17 protein-coding genes are annotated in these 18,878 nt (G+C 57.4%); 8 read left to right on the top strand and 9 right to left on the bottom strand.

The features are described from left to right. Positions 1-74 precede the first annotated feature (74 nt). Both HZB23_08600 and glpK read left to right on the top strand, forming a co-directional pair. A complete protein-coding gene (locus HZB23_08600) occupies positions 75-1,385 on the top strand; it encodes a hypothetical protein (protein MBI5844713.1) in 1,311 nt (436 codons plus the stop codon). Positions 1,386-1,504: 119 nt separating this feature from the next. Next, complete coding sequence (glpK, locus tag HZB23_08605; protein MBI5844714.1) at positions 1,505-2,983, top strand: glycerol kinase GlpK; 1,479 nt, start codon at positions 1,505-1,507, stop codon at positions 2,981-2,983. A 74-nt stretch (positions 2,984-3,057) separates the two neighbouring features. Here the strand turns inward: glpK and HZB23_08610 are convergent, their stop codons facing one another. The 3 genes from HZB23_08610 to HZB23_08620 are packed head-to-tail and all read right to left on the bottom strand — an operon-like array spanning position 3,058 to position 5,849. Further along, the gene (locus tag HZB23_08610; protein MBI5844715.1) at positions 3,058-4,482 is read right to left on the bottom strand and encodes a cysteine--tRNA ligase; all 1,425 of its coding nucleotides are present in this window, start codon (positions 4,480-4,482) and stop codon (positions 3,058-3,060) included. 32 nt (positions 4,483-4,514) lie between these two features. Then, positions 4,515-4,961 (bottom strand): 2-C-methyl-D-erythritol 2,4-cyclodiphosphate synthase, encoded by a 447-nt coding sequence (locus HZB23_08615; GenBank protein ID MBI5844716.1) that lies wholly within the window; start codon positions 4,959-4,961, stop codon positions 4,515-4,517. A gap of 36 nt (positions 4,962-4,997) precedes the next feature. Beyond that, the gene (locus HZB23_08620; protein MBI5844717.1) at positions 4,998-5,849 is read right to left on the bottom strand and encodes an amidohydrolase family protein; all 852 of its coding nucleotides are present in this window, start codon (positions 5,847-5,849) and stop codon (positions 4,998-5,000) included. Positions 5,850-6,263: 414 nt separating this feature from the next. Here HZB23_08620 and HZB23_08625 point away from each other — a divergent pair, with 414 nt between their 5' ends. The 3 genes from HZB23_08625 to HZB23_08635 all read left to right on the top strand — a co-directional run bounded on the left by HZB23_08625 (position 6,264) and on the right by HZB23_08635 (position 8,961). Further along, positions 6,264-6,503: a hypothetical protein gene (locus HZB23_08625; protein MBI5844718.1), complete on the top strand. Its 240-nt coding sequence runs from the start codon at positions 6,264-6,266 to the stop codon at positions 6,501-6,503. Between the two features lie 19 nt (positions 6,504-6,522). Continuing rightward, entirely contained in the window at positions 6,523-7,731 is a 1,209-nt protein-coding gene (locus HZB23_08630) for a phosphoglycerate kinase (GenBank protein ID MBI5844719.1), read from the top strand. 165 nt (positions 7,732-7,896) lie between these two features. Further along, positions 7,897-8,961, top strand: a complete 1,065-nt coding sequence (locus HZB23_08635; GenBank protein MBI5844720.1) for a hypothetical protein — start codon at positions 7,897-7,899, stop codon at positions 8,959-8,961. Here the strand turns inward: HZB23_08635 and HZB23_08640 are convergent. The 3 genes from HZB23_08640 to HZB23_08650 all read right to left on the bottom strand — a co-directional run bounded on the left by HZB23_08640 (position 8,956) and on the right by HZB23_08650 (position 12,542). Then, positions 8,956-9,846 carry a C_GCAxxG_C_C family protein gene (locus tag HZB23_08640; GenBank protein ID MBI5844721.1) on the bottom strand — a complete coding sequence of 297 codons (891 nt, stop codon included), beginning with the start codon at positions 9,844-9,846 and terminating at the stop codon, positions 8,956-8,958. The genes HZB23_08635 and HZB23_08640 overlap by 6 nt on opposite strands. Before the next feature lie 106 nt (positions 9,847-9,952). Next, the gene (locus HZB23_08645) at positions 9,953-11,356 is read right to left on the bottom strand and encodes a hypothetical protein (protein MBI5844722.1); all 1,404 of its coding nucleotides are present in this window, start codon (positions 11,354-11,356) and stop codon (positions 9,953-9,955) included. A gap of 235 nt (positions 11,357-11,591) precedes the next feature. After that, the gene (locus HZB23_08650) at positions 11,592-12,542 is read right to left on the bottom strand and encodes an alpha/beta hydrolase (protein MBI5844723.1); all 951 of its coding nucleotides are present in this window, start codon (positions 12,540-12,542) and stop codon (positions 11,592-11,594) included. A gap of 174 nt (positions 12,543-12,716) precedes the next feature. On the opposite strand from HZB23_08650, the gene HZB23_08655 reads away from it, so the two are divergent. The 3 genes from HZB23_08655 (at position 12,717) to HZB23_08665 (ending at position 15,947) form a co-directional block, all read left to right on the top strand. Beyond that, the gene (locus HZB23_08655) at positions 12,717-13,355 is read left to right on the top strand and encodes a hypothetical protein (protein MBI5844724.1); all 639 of its coding nucleotides are present in this window, start codon (positions 12,717-12,719) and stop codon (positions 13,353-13,355) included. 83 nt (positions 13,356-13,438) lie between these two features. Then, positions 13,439-15,199, top strand: a complete 1,761-nt coding sequence (locus HZB23_08660; protein MBI5844725.1) for an AMP-binding protein — start codon at positions 13,439-13,441, stop codon at positions 15,197-15,199. A gap of 361 nt (positions 15,200-15,560) precedes the next feature. After that, a complete protein-coding gene (locus HZB23_08665; GenBank protein MBI5844726.1) occupies positions 15,561-15,947 on the top strand; it encodes a hypothetical protein in 387 nt (128 codons plus the stop codon). Positions 15,948-15,983: 36 nt separating this feature from the next. Here the strand turns inward: HZB23_08665 and HZB23_08670 are convergent, their stop codons facing one another. The 3 genes from HZB23_08670 to mpl are packed head-to-tail and all read right to left on the bottom strand — an operon-like array spanning position 15,984 to position 18,786. Beyond that, positions 15,984-16,412, bottom strand: coding sequence for a hypothetical protein (locus tag HZB23_08670; GenBank protein ID MBI5844727.1), 429 nt, complete (start codon positions 16,410-16,412; stop codon positions 15,984-15,986). Positions 16,413-16,435: 23 nt separating this feature from the next. Next, positions 16,436-17,368, bottom strand: a complete 933-nt coding sequence (locus HZB23_08675; protein MBI5844728.1) for a formylglycine-generating enzyme family protein — start codon at positions 17,366-17,368, stop codon at positions 16,436-16,438. Further along, positions 17,365-18,786, bottom strand: coding sequence for a UDP-N-acetylmuramate:L-alanyl-gamma-D-glutamyl-meso-diaminopimelate ligase (mpl, locus tag HZB23_08680; protein MBI5844729.1), 1,422 nt, complete (start codon positions 18,784-18,786; stop codon positions 17,365-17,367). Before mpl ends, HZB23_08675 begins: the two co-directional genes overlap by 4 nt. Positions 18,787-18,878: the final 92 nt, after the last annotated feature.

The raw sequence follows: 18,878 nt of genomic DNA on the forward strand, positions 1-18,878 counted from the left end.
TGTTGTTCCGGCCCGTTTAAGGGCCCGAATTCGTGGCCTTGCGCCTGAAACAGAAATGAAGGACGGGTGAGATCATGATGCCCTTTTTCAAGGCCAAAAGGACCGTTGCCGCGACGGCTTTCATCCTTGTCGCATTTTTCCTGTGCGCGATGCTCACCTCCTGCTCCTTCATGGGCTACCGGGCAAAACCCCAGGAAGTGGCCCCGGAGCGCCCCATCGCCAAGCTGGTGCATCACACCGGCACGGTGATACTGAAGGTGCGCGGCAAATGGGGGGTGCTGCCCACGCCCAACCTGCCGCTTTATTCCGGCGACAAGATCGTGACCCTGGACGGCACGGCCCTCATCGGATATCCGGACGGGGCAAGGGTGAGCCTGTGCACGGACTCCAACCTCACCATCACCCAGCAGTTGCAGGAATGGACGCCCTTCCGCACCAAGCGCTTCATTGACCGGAATTTCGTCCTTCTGGCGGGCCGCCTTTTCTTCCAGACGGGCCGGGAAAAAATCCAGCACCATTTCATAACCCCCCAGACCATCATCGGCGTGTTCTTTGGCCGGGGCAACGTCAGCGTGGATTCCAAGCAAAAGACCTGGATTATAATGGACAAGGGAAGGGCCATTTTCAAAATAGGCGAATACAAGAAAGGTTTCGCCCCCCTGGTTTCCCAGGCAAAGGCCGACAAAGCTCCGCTACTCCAGGCCGTCCTGGCCGCCGAGATAGCGTCCAGCCAGGCGGAACTGGCCGCTGAGGAGAACGAGGCCGGAAACATGAGCGCGGCCCAGAAAAGCTGGTACATGGCCCAACGGGATGAAAAATCCGCCTTGGAGGTTATAAAAGCCGCCTCCATCCTGGAAAAATATCACCCGGAGGCTTTTACCCTCAAATGGGCCAGGCGCGAAATGAAGATGGCCCGTCTTATGGTAAAGGACGCCGGGTACAAGAAAAAGCAGGCTATCGAGGCGGGCGCGGTGGTTCCGGGAACCGAGATGCCGGATACGTCCAAAGACGCCGTCCGGGTGGCTCCGGCTGCCTCCTACGGCAACTCCCCTGAGAATCTGGCTCCCCTGCCGGATGCGCCCGTGGCGACGCCCGGAGAGGAAGCTCCCGCGCCTGCGCCCGCAGTGGAAGCCCCTGCTGTAGCGCCCGAAGCCGAATCCCCGGCGGCTGAGCCTGAAGCAGCGGCACCGGTTGAAGAAACTCCTGCGGCTGAGCCAGAAGCAGCTCCTATTCCTGTGACCCCTGCTGCGGACTCGGCTCCTGCGTTGCCCAAGCGCTACAGAATTTTATTACCAATATCCGACGGCGGGGTCAGGAGTTTGGTCGGCGGCACCGCGCAAAGCAGAATTTTCTGCAACAGTTCCGCAGCGTCCACGACCTCCTGACGGAACCCTTCACGATGAATTTTGCCGGAAGGTCGCGCGTCTGCGGCCTTCCGGTTTTTTATGCGGCGGCTCATGGGTTGCCCTCAAGAATTCAGAGCATCCTGGGGAGAAATTGAAAAATGTCTGACTGCATAGTGGCCATTGACCAGGGAACCACCGGAACCACGGTTTTGGTCCTGGATACCGAAGCCAACGTGCTTGGCAGGGGTTACAAGGAAATCACCCAGTATTATCCCCAGCCCGGCTGGGTGGAACACGACCCGGAGGAAATCTGGCAGTCGGTGATCACCGCCGCCAATGCGGCAATGCAGGCCGCCATGATCCCTAAGAGCCGGGTAAAGGCCATAGGCATCACCAACCAGAGGGAAACAGTGGTGGTGTGGGACAGGGCCACGGCAAAGCCCTGCCGTAACGCCATTGTCTGGCAGTGCCGCCGCACCGCCCCCTTGACCGAAAAGCTGAGGGAAATGGGCCACGAGGCCCTTTTCACCAGGCGCACCGGGCTTCTTCTGGACCCCTATTTTTCCGGCACCAAGCTCAACTGGTTTTTGGAAAACACTCCGGGCATGAGGCAGGACGCCGAGGCGGGAAGGCTCGCCGCCGGAACCATAGACTCATGGCTCATATACCGCTTGACGGGCGGGAAATCCCACGCAACCGACGTCACCAACGCTTCGCGGACCCTTCTCATGGACCTTGCCTCCCACAAGTGGGATGCGGAACTCTGCGGCATCCTTGACGTGCCCATGAAAATGCTGCCCGAAATCCTCTCGTGCGACGCAAGGTTCGGCGAAACCCAAGGCGTTTCCTGCTTTCCGGACGGCGTCCCGGTGGCGGGCGTGGCGGGCGACCAGCAGGCGGCCCTGTTCGGGCAGGCGTGCTTCTCGCCCGGCGAGGCCAAGTGCACCTTCGGCACGGGGGCCTTCATGCTTTTGAACACCGGCGAAAAGCCGGTTGCCAGCACCCACAGGCTTCTTACCACCGTTGCATGGAAAAGGGGCGACAAGGCATACTACGCCCTTGAAGGCTCGGCCTTCATAGCGGGAGCCCTGGTCCAGTGGCTCAGGGACGGGCTCGGCCTCATCAAAAAGGCCAAGGAGATAGAGGCCCTCGCCAGAAGCGTGCCTGATTCCGGCGGCGTGGTCCTGGTCCCTGCCCTGGCCGGCCTTTCCGCCCCCTACTGGCGGGCGGACGCAAGGGGCCTCATCTGCGGCATATCGAGGGCCACCACCAAGGAGCACCTGGCGCGGGCGGCCCTGGAGGGAATCGCCCTCCAGAACGCCGAAATACTCACCGCCATGGAGGCCGACGCGGGATTCAAACTAAAGGCCCTCAAGGTGGACGGCGGGGCTTCCTCCAACAACCTTTTGATGCAGCTTCAAAGCGACTACTTAGGATGCCGCATAGTGCGGCCCAAAATGCTGGAAACCACGGCCCTTGGAGCCGCCTTCCTGGCAGGGCTCGGAAGCGGGCTCTACAGGGACACGGGCGACATCGAACAGGCGTGGAAAACCGACAGGGTTTTCGACCCTGAAATGGACGAGGCTGGCCGGGGGAAAATTCTGGCCAGGTGGCGGGAAGCCGTTTCAAAGGCTTGACAAGATTAGACCCGAATATCGAAGGGGGGCCATTCCGGCCCCCCTTCCTTTTTCACAAATTATCCCTTTCGGGTTCAGTCGGAAAACTTCCAGGTGGTTCCGGCTGGCCCGTCCTCGATCAAAACCCCCATTTCCTTCAGGCGGTTTCTAACCTCGTCCGCCGCCTTGAAATCCCTGGCCTTGCGGGCAGCGGCGCGCTCGGCGATCAGCCGCTCGATCCGGGCAGTATCCACTGATGACCTTTCCGCGTGAGCCTCTTTTCGAGACTCGAAGTATGCCGCCGGATTCTGGGAAAAAAGCCCCAGAAGCCCGCCCATCTCCCTTATGTCTTTTAACAAAATCGATATTTCGGATAATTTGCCCGCTTCGTCCATCAGGCGGTTGGCGTAGCGCACCGCTTCGAACAACACTCCAAGGGCCGCAGCAGTGTTAAAATCGTCATCCATCGCCTCCCGGAACTTGATGGGATAGTTGGCCCAGGAGCCCGATCCGGAAACAGCGGAATGGCCGGTCAGTTCTTGGCCCCGCAGGAGGCAGGCGTAGAGACGGTCCAGACCGCTCGCCGCGTCGTTCATGGCCGCATCCGAAAAATCCACCGGCCCCCGGTAGTGCTTTGAAAGAAGGAAAAGCCTTATGGATTCCGGGTGGTATTTTTTGAGCGCCTCGCCCACGGTGAAGAAGTTCCCCAGGGACTTGCTCATCTTTTCAGAATTCACATTCACGAAGCCGTTGTGCATCCAGTATTTCACGAAGGTTCCGCCGAAAGCGGCCTCTGACTGGGCGATCTCGTTTTCGTGGTGGGGAAAGATGAGGTCGCTTCCGCCGCCGTGGATGTCGAAGCTGTGCCCAAGCCTTTCACGGCTCATGGCCGAGCATTCTATGTGCCAGCCGGGCCGCCCCGGCCCCCAGGGGCTTTCCCAGGAGGGTTCACCGGGCTTGGCGCTCTTCCACAGGGCGAAATCAAAGGGGCTCTCCTTGCGCTCGTCAATGTCCACCCTGGCTCCCACCTCCATATCGGCGAGCTTCCGGCCCGACAGCCTGCCATAAGCGGGAAAGGCTTCCACCCTGAAATACACGTCCCCGTCCACAACATAGGCCGCACCCTTTTTCAGAAGCTCGTTCACCACCTCGATTATGGGGCCTATGAACTCGGTGGCCTTGGGCTCGAAGGTGGGCCGCAGAACACCCAGGGCGTCCATGTCCGAGTGGAACTCGTCGATGTAACGATTGGCAAGGGCATTTGGCTCCTCGCCCCTTTCGGCGGCCCGGCGTATGATCTTGTCGTCCACGTCGGTGAAATTCCGCACATAGGTCACCTTGTAGCCGGATGCCACAAGATGCCTGTACACCACGTCGAAGACCACAGCGCTTCTTGCGTGGCCCATGTGGGCGGAATCATAGACCGTGGGCCCGCAGACGTACATGCGCACAACTCCGGGCTCGTTGGGGACGAATTCCTCTTTTTTGCGCGTAAGGGTGTTATGGACGAATAAAGGCATGAATCACTCCTTGAAAGCAGCCTGTTCAAAAATCATCGCCACGCACCCTCGCCCCTGCCCACAAAGCCGAGTTCCTCGGTGGTGGTGGCCTTCACGTTGACCTTGTCGGCGGATATTCCAAGTATTTCCGCCATATTTTTCCGCATAGCCTCACGAAACGGGGCGATCTTGGGAGCCTCGGCGATTAAGGTGGCGTCCACGTTGCCCACGCGATACCCATTTTCGGCCAGAAGGGCCACGGTGCTGGCAAGAAGCTCGGTGGAGGCGATTCCACGAAAAGCCTCGTCCGAATCCGGAAAATGCCTGCCGATGTCCCCAAGGCCCGCAGCCCCCAAAAGGGCGTCGCATACTGCGTGAAGAAGAACGTCGGCGTCCGAATGGCCCAGAAGCCCCATGGAAAAGGGGATGGCGACCCCGCCCAGCACCAGGGGGCGGCCCTTCACCAGCCTGTGAACGTCGTAGCCCATGCCCACGCGCATTTTAAAAGTCCTTTCAAGCCCAAAACGCGCCGCCGTTCAGGCGCAAAACCCATCGGGGCAGCACTGCCCAAGAATCCGAAGTCCGTTGTCCCGGAACACCCTGTCGTAAAAATCCTGGGGAAGGCCAAGGGCCTTCAAGTTTTCGATCTCGGTTTTCCGGGGCATTATTAGATTCGGGAAGTCCGAGCCGTAAACGATGCGCTCCCGGTTTTTCAGAAGCCTTTCTGGTCCCTGGTCGTAGCTTATGCCCGGCAGAAAGGAAAAGGAAGTGTCCATCACAAGGCTCTTATGGCTTTCCAGAAAATCCATAAACACACCGTACTCCAGCCCTCCCATGTGGGCTATGTTGGCGGGTATTTCAGGGTAGCGGTTAAGCACCTTTTCAAAATGAGCCGCCCCCACGAAGGGGTTTCCCACGGGCCCGGTCCCCACGTGGAAAAGGATGCGCTTATTTTTCTCCATCACAAGCTCGTAAAGCGGAAAAAGCCTCTCGTCATGCGGATAAAAATTCTGAACAAGAAGCTGGAGCTTCACCCCCATCACCTTTTTGTGATCCATCATGGAGGCGATTTTTTCCAGCCCGCCGTCATCATCGGGATGAAAGGCGCAGAAGCAGAAGACGTTTTCGCTGTTGTCGAGAACCTCCCGGTTGAACGCGTTCAACGCGTCGGCCACGCCCTTCTTATGGGCGTAATTGGAGTAAACGACGTATTTTACGCCCTTTTCCCGAAGATAATCAACCGCCTCCCGCCAGTACAGGCGATGGATCACGTCCCAGCCGTAATCGGCGATGAACCTTTTCCAGATGGCATCGAAAAGCCGGTCCGGGAAAAGGTGGACGTGGAAATCCACCATGTTTTCCGGAAGTATGGCCGCCTTGTCGCTCATGCAAAAGTCCCGTAAGCCCCGTGGGGCCGGCCCGTTTGAATCCCCAGTAAAAAGCCCTGCCTTATGTTTATGTTACGGGCGCGTTTCCGCGTCAAGGGCAATTATCCTGTTGAGCGCATATCTGTCTCATGCTATGGGATTAAACGTGTGAAAAAGCCGGGCCGAAATTTAAGGAAATGAATTGGCCCCCAGTACAAGGCCGAAAGAGCCGCCATGCCCGACCCAGCCCCTGCCTTGCCTGAATGTTTCGCCGACATGGACAAGGTGTTTCCCATGGGACCGGAGGGCCTCCGGGTCGCGCCGGAAGAATGCCTTGCCTGCGTCCACAAAACCGGCTGCCTTAAGGCCGCGCTTGAAAAAGAGCACGAAAAGGCGGTTACGCCGAAAAGCGAGAGGCCGCCCTGTTTTTCCGACATTGAGAAGGTTTTCCCCAAGGGACCCGACGGCCTTAGGAGTTCGCCCGAAGAATGTTTCGCCTGCGAGCATAAAACTTTGTGCCTGAAGGCGGCCCTGTCGGGAAGAAAAGGCATTGAGTTCGAGAACGAGCGGGTCGATCGCGCCCATGAGGCTGGAAACATAGGGTTTCTTGCCCGGTGGAGCAGAAAGAAATCACTCAGCCGGAGGCTTTCCGAAAAGCCTTCCCAAAATAAATAACACTGGAGAACAAACAGGAATGCTCACGGTAAAGGACGTTGACATAAAGGGGAAGACCGTTTTCGTGAGGGTGGACGTGAACGTGCCGTTAGACTCCAGCGGCGCCATAAGCGACGACACCCGCATAAGGGCCGTGATCCCCACCATCAATTACATTCTGGACGAACAGGCCAAGGTTATCATCGCCTCCCACATGGGACGCCCGGGCGGCAAGGTCGATCCCAAGTATTCCCTTGCCCCGGTGGCCCGAAGGTTCTCGCGCCTCTTGAACAAGCCCGTGAAACTGGCCCCGGACTGCATAGGCCCTGAAGTGAAGGCGATGGTTGAGGCCATGCAGCCCGGCGACGTCATACTTTTGGAAAACCTCCGCTTTCACAAGGCCGAGACCGAAAACAACGACGAGTTCGCCAAAGAGCTTGCGAGCCTGTGCGACGTTTACGTAAATAACGCTTTTGCCGTGGCCCACCGGGAAAACGCCTCGGTGGTGGCCATTACAAACCACGTTCCGGTCTGCGTGGCGGGCTTTCTTCTAGCGAGCGAGCTTAACTACTTCGCCCGGGCCATGGAAAAACCGGCCAGGCCGGTGGTGGCCATAATAGGCGGGGCTAAGGTTTCATCGAAGCTCCCGGCGTTCAAGAACATGATGAAGCACGTGGACAAGTTCGTGGTGGGCGGCGCAATGGCCAACACCTTTTTAAAAAGCGTGGATTACGAAGTGGGCAAGAGCATGGTGGAGGACTCCAGCATTCTCTGGGAAGCCCGGAACCTGATGAAAAAGGCCCAGGAAACCGGCATCAAGTTCTACATCCCGGTGGACGCCGTGGTGGCGGACAAGAACGACGCCTCTGCCGAAAGCAAGATCGTGCCCATCAGGGAGGTTCCGCCCGACTGGATGATCATGGACATAGGCCCGGCCACGGCGCTCCTCTACTCCGAGGTCCTTGCCAGCGCCAAGACAATAATCTGGAACGGCCCCATGGGGGTTTTCGAGATCGACGCCTTTTCTCGCGGAACCATGGCCATGGTGAGCCACGTGGCCAACTCCTACGCCCTCACCATAGTGGGCGGAGGCGACACCGACGTGGCCATTCACCGGGCCGGGGAGAGCCATCGCATAACCTACATCTCAACGGGCGGCGGGGCCTTCCTGTCGCTCATGGAGGGCCAGACCCTTCCGGCGGTGGCGGCCCTGGACGAGGCGGCCAAGAGGATTTTGTGCCAAGACTAGCAGCCCGTTGAAAAAGGCTGGACATGATGCCTGGCTAAAAACGATGAAATGCAAGGAAGGCGAGAATCGCGGGGAGGAATAATACTGTTCGTATATGACCGACCCGCGCTTTGAAACCTGACACTTAAGTTCGCGTTTTTAGACAGGCTGCTAAAGGAGGGAAGCGTGCCGTCCCACTGGGGTTACAGGGAAGACCTTTCCATCCAGAATCGCGTAAGGCGCTCCTATTACGAGGTCCTGCGCGACGAGATGGACCAGCACGTCCTAACGTGGTCCCTTGTCCAGTCCTACAAGAATTTCCTTTCAGCGGGCCTTGTCTATCCCTATTCCGAAAAGCGCGAATTGAAGCCGCGAGCCCGCCTTTCGCTGGGCGAGGTGCACCACCAGAACGCCTTTCTGATAATTATGGCCGAAGACGTAATCCCCTCGATCCATAAAAAATACATGCGCTTTTTCGATTCCAACAAGGTGACCAAGCAGAACCTTCTCACCTACAAGGCCATCCCCTTTTCCCTGTCCCTGGAAAGAAATCTGAAAAACCTGGAATCCATCAAGTTTTTCGACTTTTTCGAAAAACTCCTGCCCATCGACTACGCCCTTCTCATTCAGAGGGACCCGTCCACCAAGGCCCGCAACCGCTATTATCTTAGCCATTTTCACATGAAGGTCGACTGGCCCATAGCGGACGCAGCCGAGGACCTGGCGCGGCAGTTGAGGTACATTTCCAAGGACCTGTACGAAAAGGGCGAAACCTACGCGGAGGAATTGCAGAAAAAATTCTTCGAGTATTACTGCATTCCCTTTGGAGCGGGCGGACGGCGCACGGCGGCCATAGTGGCGGCCCAGTACCTGAGAAAACTCCCGTTCGTTTCCACGGTTTACGTGGGCTCTAGCGAAACCAGGGGGATCATACGGCTTTCAGAGCGGGGTGTCGCAAAGTTCGTGCTCATGCCCCTTACAAAACTTGAAATCGGGCATTTATGCGAATCTGCCGCCATCAGCCAGACCGCCTTCCGCAAGAACTACCTCATAGCCCGGGAAGGAGAGAGCGGCGTGGCTATTTTCAGGGTCACCTACGCCCGCACCGAGTACGCAAGGCCGCCCGAAGACGGACGCATAAGGGAGCTGAAACCAGACCTGCACTGGCTGACCGTGGAGTCCCAGCACGTCCTGCCCAAACCCGGCGTGCGCCAGTTCACGCCCATAGCCCACAACATCATCTACTCATGAGGCTTCCGCAAAACCAGCTTTCCCCGCCGCAGTAATGGCCCCTATGGCCGCACATGCGGCATCTGTGGCGGAGTTTATGATGTCGCCGCATTTTCCCGAAATCCTGTAAGACGCAAAATCCTCCCACCCGGAAAAACTGCGGCCTGTTATGATGCTGCACGGGGTGTGCCCCGCCGTCTCGTGAAACCTGTCGATCACCGCCTTGCCGACGCCGAAGGGTTCCGGTTTTCCAGGCTTCGGGCTTGTGAGAACGTTTTTGTGGCCCACCAGGAAGGGCTTTAAGGTTTTGAGATAGGGAACGTTGCGCAGGTCCATGCCCAAAATGAGGTTGATGGACAGTACGGCCCCCACAAGCGCCCCGCAGGCACCGCCCGAAAGCCCCACCCCGCCGTCGTAAACGTAGGAGAGCCTTTCCAGCAGGGGATCGGACACCCCGGTCCTTTGGCGAACCCCTGAAAGCACGGCGCGCGCGCAGTGGATGCCGGGCTCATCCGCCCCCCAAGCCTTCGGCAGGTCCTTGGGCAGACCCCCGCTTATGGCCTTGTCCAGCCAGCCGAAGGCCCCGGCTATGTGGCTCATGCATTTGGCGATCTTGTCCGGGCCTACAAAATAACGCACCTGGCCGGACAGGGTTCTGAAATCCACCCCCACCCTGCCCTTGCAGGCCGTGGAACCGTAGGTTCCGGCAAACCACCGGGCGTAGTCGCCGGCCATGTTGATCAGGGCCGCTTCTCCCCGCCCGCCGGCTGCGGTAACGGCTTCGTCCAGGGCCAGAGCCAGCCCCAACGAGCCGCCCGACACAACCCCGCAGGTGGAGCCGGACGCCACAAGCCCGCCTTCCAGGCCGGTTGCGGCCTTTAGAAGGATGTTCTCCGGTTTTCCCATCCTGTCCTGGAGAACCTCCAGGGACGCCTGGCCTCAGTTCATGTCCTTTATCAGAAGATAACAGGCCCGTGCGCCCCAATAGCGCGAAGTCCAAAATCCAGGTTCATCAGCCATCCGAAAGGCCCCCTCGATTTTTGTTTTCCATGCGCTTCAAAACCGATGCGGAAAAAATCCTGTAGGCAAAAAGCGCCCCGAAAAACGCCAGCATCAGAAGAACGGCCCGCCAGAAAATCCGGTCCACTATCTTTTCGGAAAGCTGGTCGGCCTGAAAGGCCATGCGCTTTGAAAGGTCCTCGGCCTCCACGGACATCTTTCTGAACGCCGCCGGGTCCATCAGCATCCGGGTTTCCATAACCACCTTGCGGGTTTCATCCACAATTTTGCGCATCTCGGCGGAAGAAACCATCATGGTTTTGGTGGCTTCTATATAATCCCGGTTGAGTGCCGCGCCCGCCGCTATGGTGTCGTTCCAGTCCCGGCTGGCCTCTCCGAGGCCGGTTATGCCGCTGGCGAAGTCATGTGTCAGCACCTGGGCCGCCGAAAGGGTGCGGTTGGCCTCCGAAATGGCTCCACGGGTTTCGCCCAGAATGGCCAGCACCCTGGTTTCGCGCTCCTTCATCTCGGCGAAAAGGGACTCGGACGTGAGCCGCATCTGTTCGGGAAGGCTCTGACCCAGCCTGGCCAGGGCCGCAGCGCTTTCCGAAAGGGTCTTGATGCTGGCCAGGGTCTGGCCGAATTCCCTGGTCTGCAGAAGGTCGTAGGCCAGAAGCTCCATGGACCAGCGGCCCGTGTTGGGCGAAAGCTCGGCCACCTGGGCTATGCGGTCCCCCACCCTGGTGATTTCCCGCACCGCCTCGGTGGCTGCGTCCAGGCGGTTGGTCCATTTTCTGATGGTGGAAAGGGGCGCGTTGACCAGGCTTTCCGGCATGGGCCTTATGGCCCCGGCGGATTGCCCCAGCGCCGTGGTGCCGTAAGGATCGTCCACCGGATGGGCCGCAAGCCAGGACTCCACCTCGGAAAGAACCGCCCTGGCGTCCTTTTCGGACATGAGCGCGTGAGCCGTCGCCCTGGCGTCTTTTTCAGCGGCCCTGGCGGTTTCAAGGGCAAGGGGCTGAAACTGGCCGAACAGGTCCTTCCCCTGGCCGCTTTCAAAGGAGCGGCGCATGGCGGTGGTGAAGGTGAGAATATCAACAAGGGCAAGCCTTGGGTTGGGCTCGGAGATCATGGAAGCATAGGCGGGCACCGCCACGGTCTTCCAGTAAACGGCCCTGCGCCTCACGGTAAGATCATCGGTCTCCTCCTTGATGCGGTCGGCGGTGGCAACCACCATAAGGGAAAAGCGCTCGAACCCGTCCCTCAGCCTGCGCCTCAATTCAACGTCGCTCATAACGGCCACAGCGCCCGATGACTCCCTTGCCGTTTCCTTTCCTCCCGATCCGGCGGCGCAGGAAAAGGCCAGGACGGAAAGGCCGACAAGGACGGCTGTTCTGACGAGCGAAGTTAGGCGCATGGGGGTTCCTTTGTTACGCTTGGTGTCTATATTCCAGCTTAAAAATATTTGTCGCTGCCCCTTATAAACCCAATCAATGCTTGTCAGCCAAGGTTTTCAAAGCGTATCTCGCTGATATTTAAAGTTTTTTGGAAAGGGTGGGAGGGGGGGCGGGGGAGGGATGGGAGAACCTTTTTTCCAAAAAAGGTTTCCCCTCCCTCCCCCGCAAATCCTTCAACCTGTTTTTAGACCGTTTTTACACCGTCTTGGGCGCGGCTCTGCGCGGAGTCCTGGGCTTCGCCTTTTTGCCGGACGCCTCCCACTGGCTCTTGGCGAGCCTTTCCCGGAAAAATTTCTCTATCCGCAGGTTCATCAGTTCCGGCTGCTCCACCAGGGCTGCGTGGCTTCCCCTTGGAATGGTGAGGAGTTCCGATTCCGGAATCAGCTTGTGCATCTCGGCGGATATCCGCCAGGGGGTGAAAAGGTCGTCCTGGCCTGCGATTATCAAGGTGGGCACCTTTATCTCGTGCAGCCAGTCTTTCGCCGTGTGCTCCTGCATCCTTCGGGCCATGCCCAGAAAGGCCCTGAGGTCCAAGGTGCGCAGATGATCCAGGTAGGGGATGAGGTCATCCTTCCTGAAATGCTGGCTGTTTATGAACCTTATGGCCTTGCCGCCAATAAACGGGAGGGGGTCCTTGAAAAGCACCTCGTACATGGTCTGGGTCATGCGTGTGGAAAAATGGGGAAAGCAGTTGGCGAAGCGATAGGCCACGGGAAAGAAGTACTTCATCTTGTCGGTGTGCAAAAAGGTGTTCATGGGCTGGCCGTAGGAGCCAAGAACCGGAATGAGGGCTGCCACCCTTTCCGGAAACATGCGGTAGAACTCGTAGATGGTCTGAACCCCCATTGAGTGGCCCAGAAGCACGACCTTTTCGATCCCTGCCGCGTCCAGCACGGCCTTTAAGTCCAGGGCGTTGGTGCTCATGGTGAGCCCCGAATAATCGGGGGCAGCCCCGCTTTTTCCGTGCGAGCGGTAGTCCCACAGGATGACCTTGTGGTCTTTCACGAAATATTCCGCCAGGTATTTCCAGAAGAAAACCGACACGCCGATTCCATTGCAGGCGCAGATGGCGGGGCCGGAGCCCTTGGTCATGTAATAAATCTTCGTGTCGTCGAAACTTGTGGCGTACTGTTCCGCAAAGTCCATGAGCCCGGTCCTTTTTGAAGGAAAATTATCGGCAGGGGACGCAAAGGTAATTGACACTGTGGTCGATTTTATAGCATATTAGACCTTAATCCAGCGTCAAGCAAGCCTTTTGCCCCTATCCGGGCCGCCCTTTTTCCACTTTTTCACCACCCAATATCCTTTAAGGGAGAAGCCATGACCCCGGCCAGCCAGGAAGCCTTGAACATACTGAGGCAGACGGACAACATGCAGTGGAGCATCCTTTTCGGCCTGGGCCTTGTGATTTACGCCTACGTGGCCGAAATTGAGAAAAAAAACTGGGACGCCATTCTCATGGGCCTCCTCTTTTCCTCCGTGGAATTTCTCTGGGAGGTCGCAAACGCCCTGATCCTTCATTTCACGGGCTACGCCCCCCTGTGGGTGACGCCCGCCAGGACCTCTTTTCTGATCTTTTCCGGCATCAACATCGAAATCTTCCTCTTATTCGCACTGGCCGGCGTCTGCCTGGTAAAAAGCCTCCAGGCCTTTGAAGACGAGCCTGACACCAAAATCCTTGGCATCCGCTACGTCTATTTCATCCCCCTTTGCTGGGGCCTTTTCTGCGTGTTCACGGAAGCCCTTCTCAACCGGGCCGGGCTTTTGATCTGGACCTACAAGTATTGGAATTTTCCGCACCTGTGGAGCGTCACCATAAATTACATGTTCCCCTTTTTCCTGTGCACCTGGGGCCATTTCAAGGTGTCGCGCCCCACCAAAACGAGGCTTCTGGCCCTGTTCCTGGTTCTGGACGCGGCCTCTTGGGCCGTTTTCGTGCAAATGCTCAAATGGATATGATCCCTTTTCAAACATGAAAGACTGAGGACCAAACCATTTTAGAAGTTCCTTTTACCTTTTCACGGACTTCAAAGGAGAGATTCATGGAGAGAATTTGGAGAAAATCATACGATCCCGGCCTCACCGACCTCGATCCCTCCGAATGGGAAAACGACTATGTAAGCATAACCAATCCCACCTTCCAGCGTTTCGGAAAAAAGGCGGCGCTTTGCTACATGGACGTGGAAATAACCTTTGAAGAGCTGGACCGCTACGCCAACCGCTTCGCCAACATGCTCATAGCAAGCGGCCTTAAAAAAGGAGACGTGGTGGGGATCAACCTTCCCAACATCCCGGAATACGTCATTTCCTGGCTTGGAATCCTAAGGGCCGGATGCGCTGTTTCCGGGGTTTCACCCCTCCTGTCCCCTGAGGAGATGGTGCACCAGCTTTCCGACTGCAAGGCAAAAGGCCTGGTGACGTTAGACGCAATCTTCGCGGGCCGCCTGGTAAAAATCGCCGACCGCCTGCCCGATCTCAAGGTGGTTGCCGCAGCACGCATAACGGGCTTTCTTCCGGCGGCCAAGAAGGCCGTCATCAAGGTTCTGCCCTATCTGCAAAAGGCGGCGGCCCTTCCCATAGCCCCGAAAAAGATAAAGGACGCCCTGGGGAAAATTCAGCTTCCCCCCACCGGCAAGGTGACGCCCCTTCCGGGAAAAACCGTGTACCTTATGGACGAGGTGATAAAGGGCAACAAGTTCCTGGACGCGCTCCCCAAGGTGGACATCACACCCGACGACATAGCCTACGTGCAGTACACCGGCGGAACCACCGGCCTTCCCAAGGGGGCACAGCTTTCCCATCGGAATTCCGTGGCCGACCTTCTGATAGTCCAGCGCTGGCTGGCCTGGGAAGGCGGCGCGGGGCTGGCGCTTTCCGGCTTTCCCTTCTTCCACATAGCCGGACTTTTTTTCAACATCAACTGCATCTACCTTGGCTGGACCCAGGTGTTGATCCCCAATCCGCGAGACACCGACGGCATCTGCAAGCAGTATGACAAGTACAAGCCCACAGCCCTGGTCAACGTGCCAAGCCTTTTCCAGCTCCTCATCGCAAACCCCAAATTCAAGGCCATAGACCACTCCGGGCTCGAAACCTGCATCTCGGCGGCCTCGCCCTTCCCGGAGGAGTCCCAGAAGGAGCTTGAAGCCATCGTGGGCAAGGGAAAGCTCCTGGAGGTTTACGGCATGACGGAGACATCCCCCCTCACGGTCATGAACCCGCGTTACGGCCAAAAAAAGCTGGGCTCCATCGGCCTGCCCATTCTGAATACCGATATGAAGCTCCTGGACCCCGAAACCGGGGAAGAGGTGGGCGTCAACACCCCCGGTGAAATCTGCGTAAAGGGCCCCCAGATCATGGTGGGCTATTTCGACAAGCCGGACGAAACAGCAAAAACCGTCGACAAGGACGGCTACATGCATACCGGCGACGTGGCTGTCATGGACGATGACGGCTTCCTTCGCATAGTGGACCGCACCAAGGACATGCTCATCGTGGGCGGGTTCAAGGTCTTTTCCAGAAAGGTGGAGGAGGTTCTGTGCCAGCATCCGGCGGTGGATATGATTGCCATAACCGGAGAGCCCAACCCCGAACGCCCAGGCTCCGAGCTTGTAAAGGCGTTCGTCACCATTTCTCCTTCATACGATTACGACGGAGACCAAAAAGCCCTGGAGGCAAGCATAATCGACCTTGCCAAGGAGAAGCTGGCCCCTTACGAGATTCCCAAGAAGGTGGAAGTGAGAACTGAATTGCCTCTCACGGCGGTGGGGAAGATCGACAAGAAACAGTTGCGGAAAAAATGACATCCTGAAACGAATGCCGGGAACTCAGCCATTGGGGGTTCCCGGCCCTGCTTCTTTTCTTCCGCAATCACTCCGGATGGCTCAGGGCGGCGGGCAGTCATTTTTACCTCAAAATCGAATTTTTTTATCTTGCATGATTATCCGGTTAAAATGTAATGATTATCTTTAAAGCGCCTCCAAATATTTCTGACAGGCCGACAGAAGGTATTTTCCGGCTTGTCTGAAACTCATCCCGAAACGCCTCAGTCCCGGCCTTCAAGCCAACATTTCAACGGCGTTTTCCGGCGCGCAGGCTTTTCTCCATTACGCGGCCAACGCGTCTTTTCCACAACAGGACCAGCTTAAGCGGGTTTAAAAACCAATGGAAGACAAGGGCTTCGGTGATTACCAGGCAAGGCTTTCGGCCTTGAAGGACAGATACGCGGCGGCGGCCCTGGAGCTTGCGTCCCTGCGAAGCAATTTTTTCGCCCAGTACCCCATGGCCCGGCACATCGGCGACGCCCAATGGGTGGAAATCTACTGGCTGATCCACGAGCTTTGGGAAACAAGCCCCCAGCAGGAAATCCACCACGCTGGCCCCCTTCCCGATTCCGCCGCCCGGAAGCCCGAAGATGCGCCCGCAGATTCACCCATGGTTTGCGCGGTCTGCGGCTTTCCCTTAACGGGCAGGCAGAGGCTTTACTGCGGGGAAGCCTGCAAAAAAAAGGCCACACGAAAGAATTCAAGGAGGACGGCGGCAGTTAACTGAAGCCGTCAGGTCACCCGGCCTTCCCGCATGAACGCCTTAGATCATTTTCTTCAGCGCTTCCCAATTCCACGGAATAACCTGCCCCGCCCCGCGAACCGGTTTCAAAGCCACGTTCTTGTATCCGGCGATCTGGATGATGGGTATTTCCTCGTCAACCGCCATCGCCACCTCTTTCAGCACCCCCGGAGCCTCAAAGGTAAACTGGCCTACAATGAGTATTACTATCTCACATTGATGGATCAACTGCCCGGTGTTGTATTCCCAGGTCCTGGCAGGTTCGGTCAGTTTGGCGGACTGCCCCTTCAGAACAAAGGGGGAATCCGGTCTTCCGAGAATCTTGGTGAAGGGCTCCAGAAGCCGCTGGTCCTTGTCAACATCATAGCAGAAAAAAATCGGCCTTTTTCTCACGTTGCGATCCTTTTTCGTATGGCGGCGCAAAACCAGCCGCGTTATCGAAAAATCCATCCGCCGGAAACATCCGGGGGCGCTTACTTGTCATCAGCCGCCAGCCTGAAACCACGCAGCTGGCTCGGGCTGTCCGGCTCGTATTTTCCCCTGGTGGCGCTTCTGCAATATTTCGCGTCGTTGGACCAGCTTCCGCCCCGAAAAACCCTGCGGATACCGGTTTCAGCCCCCTCCGGGTCCTTTACCGGCGCTTCGGGCAACTCGTCGTACCAGTCCTGGCAAGCCTCGGCAACGTTGCCGTGCATTTCATGCAAGCCCCAGGCATTGGGCGGATAAGTCCGTACCGGCACGGTCCTTTGAAGATAAATCCCCCTGTGGCAATCCTTGACGGGATAACGCCCGTCAAAGTTGGCAAGCCGGGTATCCAGGCAATCCCCGTAAGCGAAGGCCGTTTTGGTGCCCGCCCTTGCGGCGTATTCCCATTCCGCCTCGGTGGGCAGGCGGTACTTTTTGGAGGTGTCCATCGAGTTTAGGCGGTCAATGAATTCCTGCATCAAAAACCAGCTTATGTTTTCCACGGGGCATTCGTAACCGCAGGTGGTGAAACTGGAGGGGAATGTCTGCATCACCTGCAGCCACTGGCCCTGGGTCACTTCCGTCACCTGAAGGAAAAAACCCTTGGTGAGGGTGACCTCGTGAAGAGTTTCTCCGCCCTGCCTGTCCTCGTCTTCGGTGGAGCTTCCCATGGTGAAGGTTCCGGGGGGCAGTTTCACGAATTCCATTCCAAGGGAGTTGGTGAACCTTGGAAGATCGGTGCGCACGGAGGGCGGATAAACGTGCGCGGGAGGCTTGGGCGGCTCGTTGGGCAGGCGGCAGGACGACGACTGCATGACAAGCGACCAGAAAAGAAGCACTGCCAGCCATTTTAACAAGGCAAAGCGCCCGGTCATAGGATTCGGGCCTTTCGACCCCTGGGGCCGTTTCGCGTCAAGGTCTGTCATTGCGTTTCTTTTCATAGGGCCTCCAGCAATCTTGCATGAATATTGTCGAATCCGCCGTTGGACATCACCAGGATCAGGTCGCCCGGCTTGGCGAAATCCGCGAGAAAACCGATTATGGATTCGGTATCATCGAAAAAGCGGGCTTCGACTCCTCGCGCGTTTATGTCCTCCACGAGTTTTTCGGAGGAAAACCTGTCGTTTGCAGGAATTTTTTCAAGTAGCGGCGGCTTTCGTATTACAACCGTATCAGCCTTGTCAAAGGCGGCAGGATAAACATCCTGAAAAACGTTCCTTCTGCTGGAATTGGTGCGCGGCTCGAAAACCGCCACAAGGCGTCCATCCGGATAAAAGGGCTTGAGCGCCTTGATGGTCTCACGAACAGCCGTTGGATGATGGGCGAAATCGTCCATCACAGTAACGCCGTTTTTGACCCCCCTTACCTGCTGCCTGCGGTAGATTCCGGCAAAGGTCGAAAGGCCTTCCGCCAACTGGGCGGATGAAAGCCCCAGGTCGTCGGCCACGGCGATTACGGACAGGGCGTTTAAAAGATTGTGCTCGCCCTGAAGCGGAGTTTTGAAACTCCCGAAAAGGGCATCGCCCTTGTAAACCGAAAAATTTGTGAAAGGCGGCGAAATCGAAACATCCGAAAAACGCCAGAACGCATCGGGCCCTGTTCCGTAGGACGCCGTTCTGCACCTGGCCCTTTTGAGGATGCCATCAATATTTTCATCTGGAACGTGGTGGACCAAAAGGCATTCTGGGTCAAGGCCCTCCACGAAAAGGCCAAAGGCCGATACAACGGCGGCGAGGTCTGCATAGATGTCCGCATGATCGAACTCAACGCTGGTGAGAATCGCGCGCGTTGGCCTGTAATGCAGGAATTTTGGGCGCTTGTCGAAAAAAGCCGAGTCGTACTCGTCGCCCTCTATCACCATATGGGGGCCCTGGCCCACCCGGTGATTGCTCTCGAAATTGGTGGCGATCCCACCCACCATGAAGGTGGGGTCAAGCCCCGCCGAGAAGAGAACCCATGACAGAAGCGCCGAGGTGGTGGTTTTCCCGTGGGTTCCCGTAACCAGAAGGGCGCTTTTCCCGGACGCGAAAAGCTCGTTCAGGGCCTGAGGAAACGAGACGTAATAAAGCCCGTTTTCCCTTACAGCCACACTTTCCGGGTTGTCCCGTGAAAGGGCGTTTCCCAGCACAACCAGATCAGGGGCCGGCTCCAGGTTCTTCGCCGAATATCCCTGGGCCACCGGGATGCCCTTTTTCTCCAGGAAGACGCTCATGGGCGGATACACGTTGGCGTCCGACCCCTTTACCATGTAGCCAGAATCCTTCAGCATCCCGGCCAGGGCACCCATGCCCGTGCCGCACACACCGCTTAAGTGGATTGTCCGAACCTTCAAAGGCGCCTTGTTCCGGCTTGGGTCCATGCTCTTTCCTCGTCCCGTCCTCGTGATTTTACAGCGATCAGCCTTCTTTCATACCTCAATCCGGCTTTTCGGACAACCCCAATCGTAAAAAC

This window comes from Deltaproteobacteria bacterium, from assembly GCA_016235345.1.
GTDB lineage: Bacteria > Desulfobacterota > Desulfobacteria > Desulfobacterales > Desulfatibacillaceae > JACRLG01.

Bases quoted from the DNA above. Each gene is read 5' to 3' on its own strand.
- HZB23_08600 (MBI5844713.1), top strand. From the start codon at position 75: ATGATGCCCTTTTTCAAGGCCAAAAGGACCGTTGCCGCGACGGCTTTC.
- glpK (MBI5844714.1), top strand. From the start codon at position 1,505: ATGTCTGACTGCATAGTGGCCATTGACCAGGGAACCACCGGAACCACG.
- HZB23_08610 (MBI5844715.1), bottom strand. From the start codon at position 4,482: ATGCCTTTATTCGTCCATAACACCCTTACGCGCAAAAAAGAGGAATTC.
- HZB23_08615 (MBI5844716.1), bottom strand. From the start codon at position 4,961: ATGCGCGTGGGCATGGGCTACGACGTTCACAGGCTGGTGAAGGGCCGC.
- HZB23_08620 (MBI5844717.1), bottom strand. From the start codon at position 5,849: ATGAGCGACAAGGCGGCCATACTTCCGGAAAACATGGTGGATTTCCAC.
- HZB23_08630 (MBI5844719.1), top strand. From the start codon at position 6,523: ATGCTCACGGTAAAGGACGTTGACATAAAGGGGAAGACCGTTTTCGTG.
- HZB23_08640 (MBI5844721.1), bottom strand. From the start codon at position 9,846: ATGGGAAAACCGGAGAACATCCTTCTAAAGGCCGCAACCGGCCTGGAA.
- HZB23_08645 (MBI5844722.1), bottom strand. From the start codon at position 11,356: ATGCGCCTAACTTCGCTCGTCAGAACAGCCGTCCTTGTCGGCCTTTCC.
- HZB23_08650 (MBI5844723.1), bottom strand. From the start codon at position 12,542: ATGGACTTTGCGGAACAGTACGCCACAAGTTTCGACGACACGAAGATT.
- HZB23_08655 (MBI5844724.1), top strand. From the start codon at position 12,717: ATGACCCCGGCCAGCCAGGAAGCCTTGAACATACTGAGGCAGACGGAC.
- HZB23_08660 (MBI5844725.1), top strand. From the start codon at position 13,439: ATGGAGAGAATTTGGAGAAAATCATACGATCCCGGCCTCACCGACCTC.
- HZB23_08665 (MBI5844726.1), top strand. From the start codon at position 15,561: ATGGAAGACAAGGGCTTCGGTGATTACCAGGCAAGGCTTTCGGCCTTG.
- HZB23_08670 (MBI5844727.1), bottom strand. From the start codon at position 16,412: ATGGATTTTTCGATAACGCGGCTGGTTTTGCGCCGCCATACGAAAAAG.
- HZB23_08675 (MBI5844728.1), bottom strand. From the start codon at position 17,368: ATGAAAAGAAACGCAATGACAGACCTTGACGCGAAACGGCCCCAGGGG.
- mpl (MBI5844729.1), bottom strand. From the start codon at position 18,786: ATGGACCCAAGCCGGAACAAGGCGCCTTTGAAGGTTCGGACAATCCAC.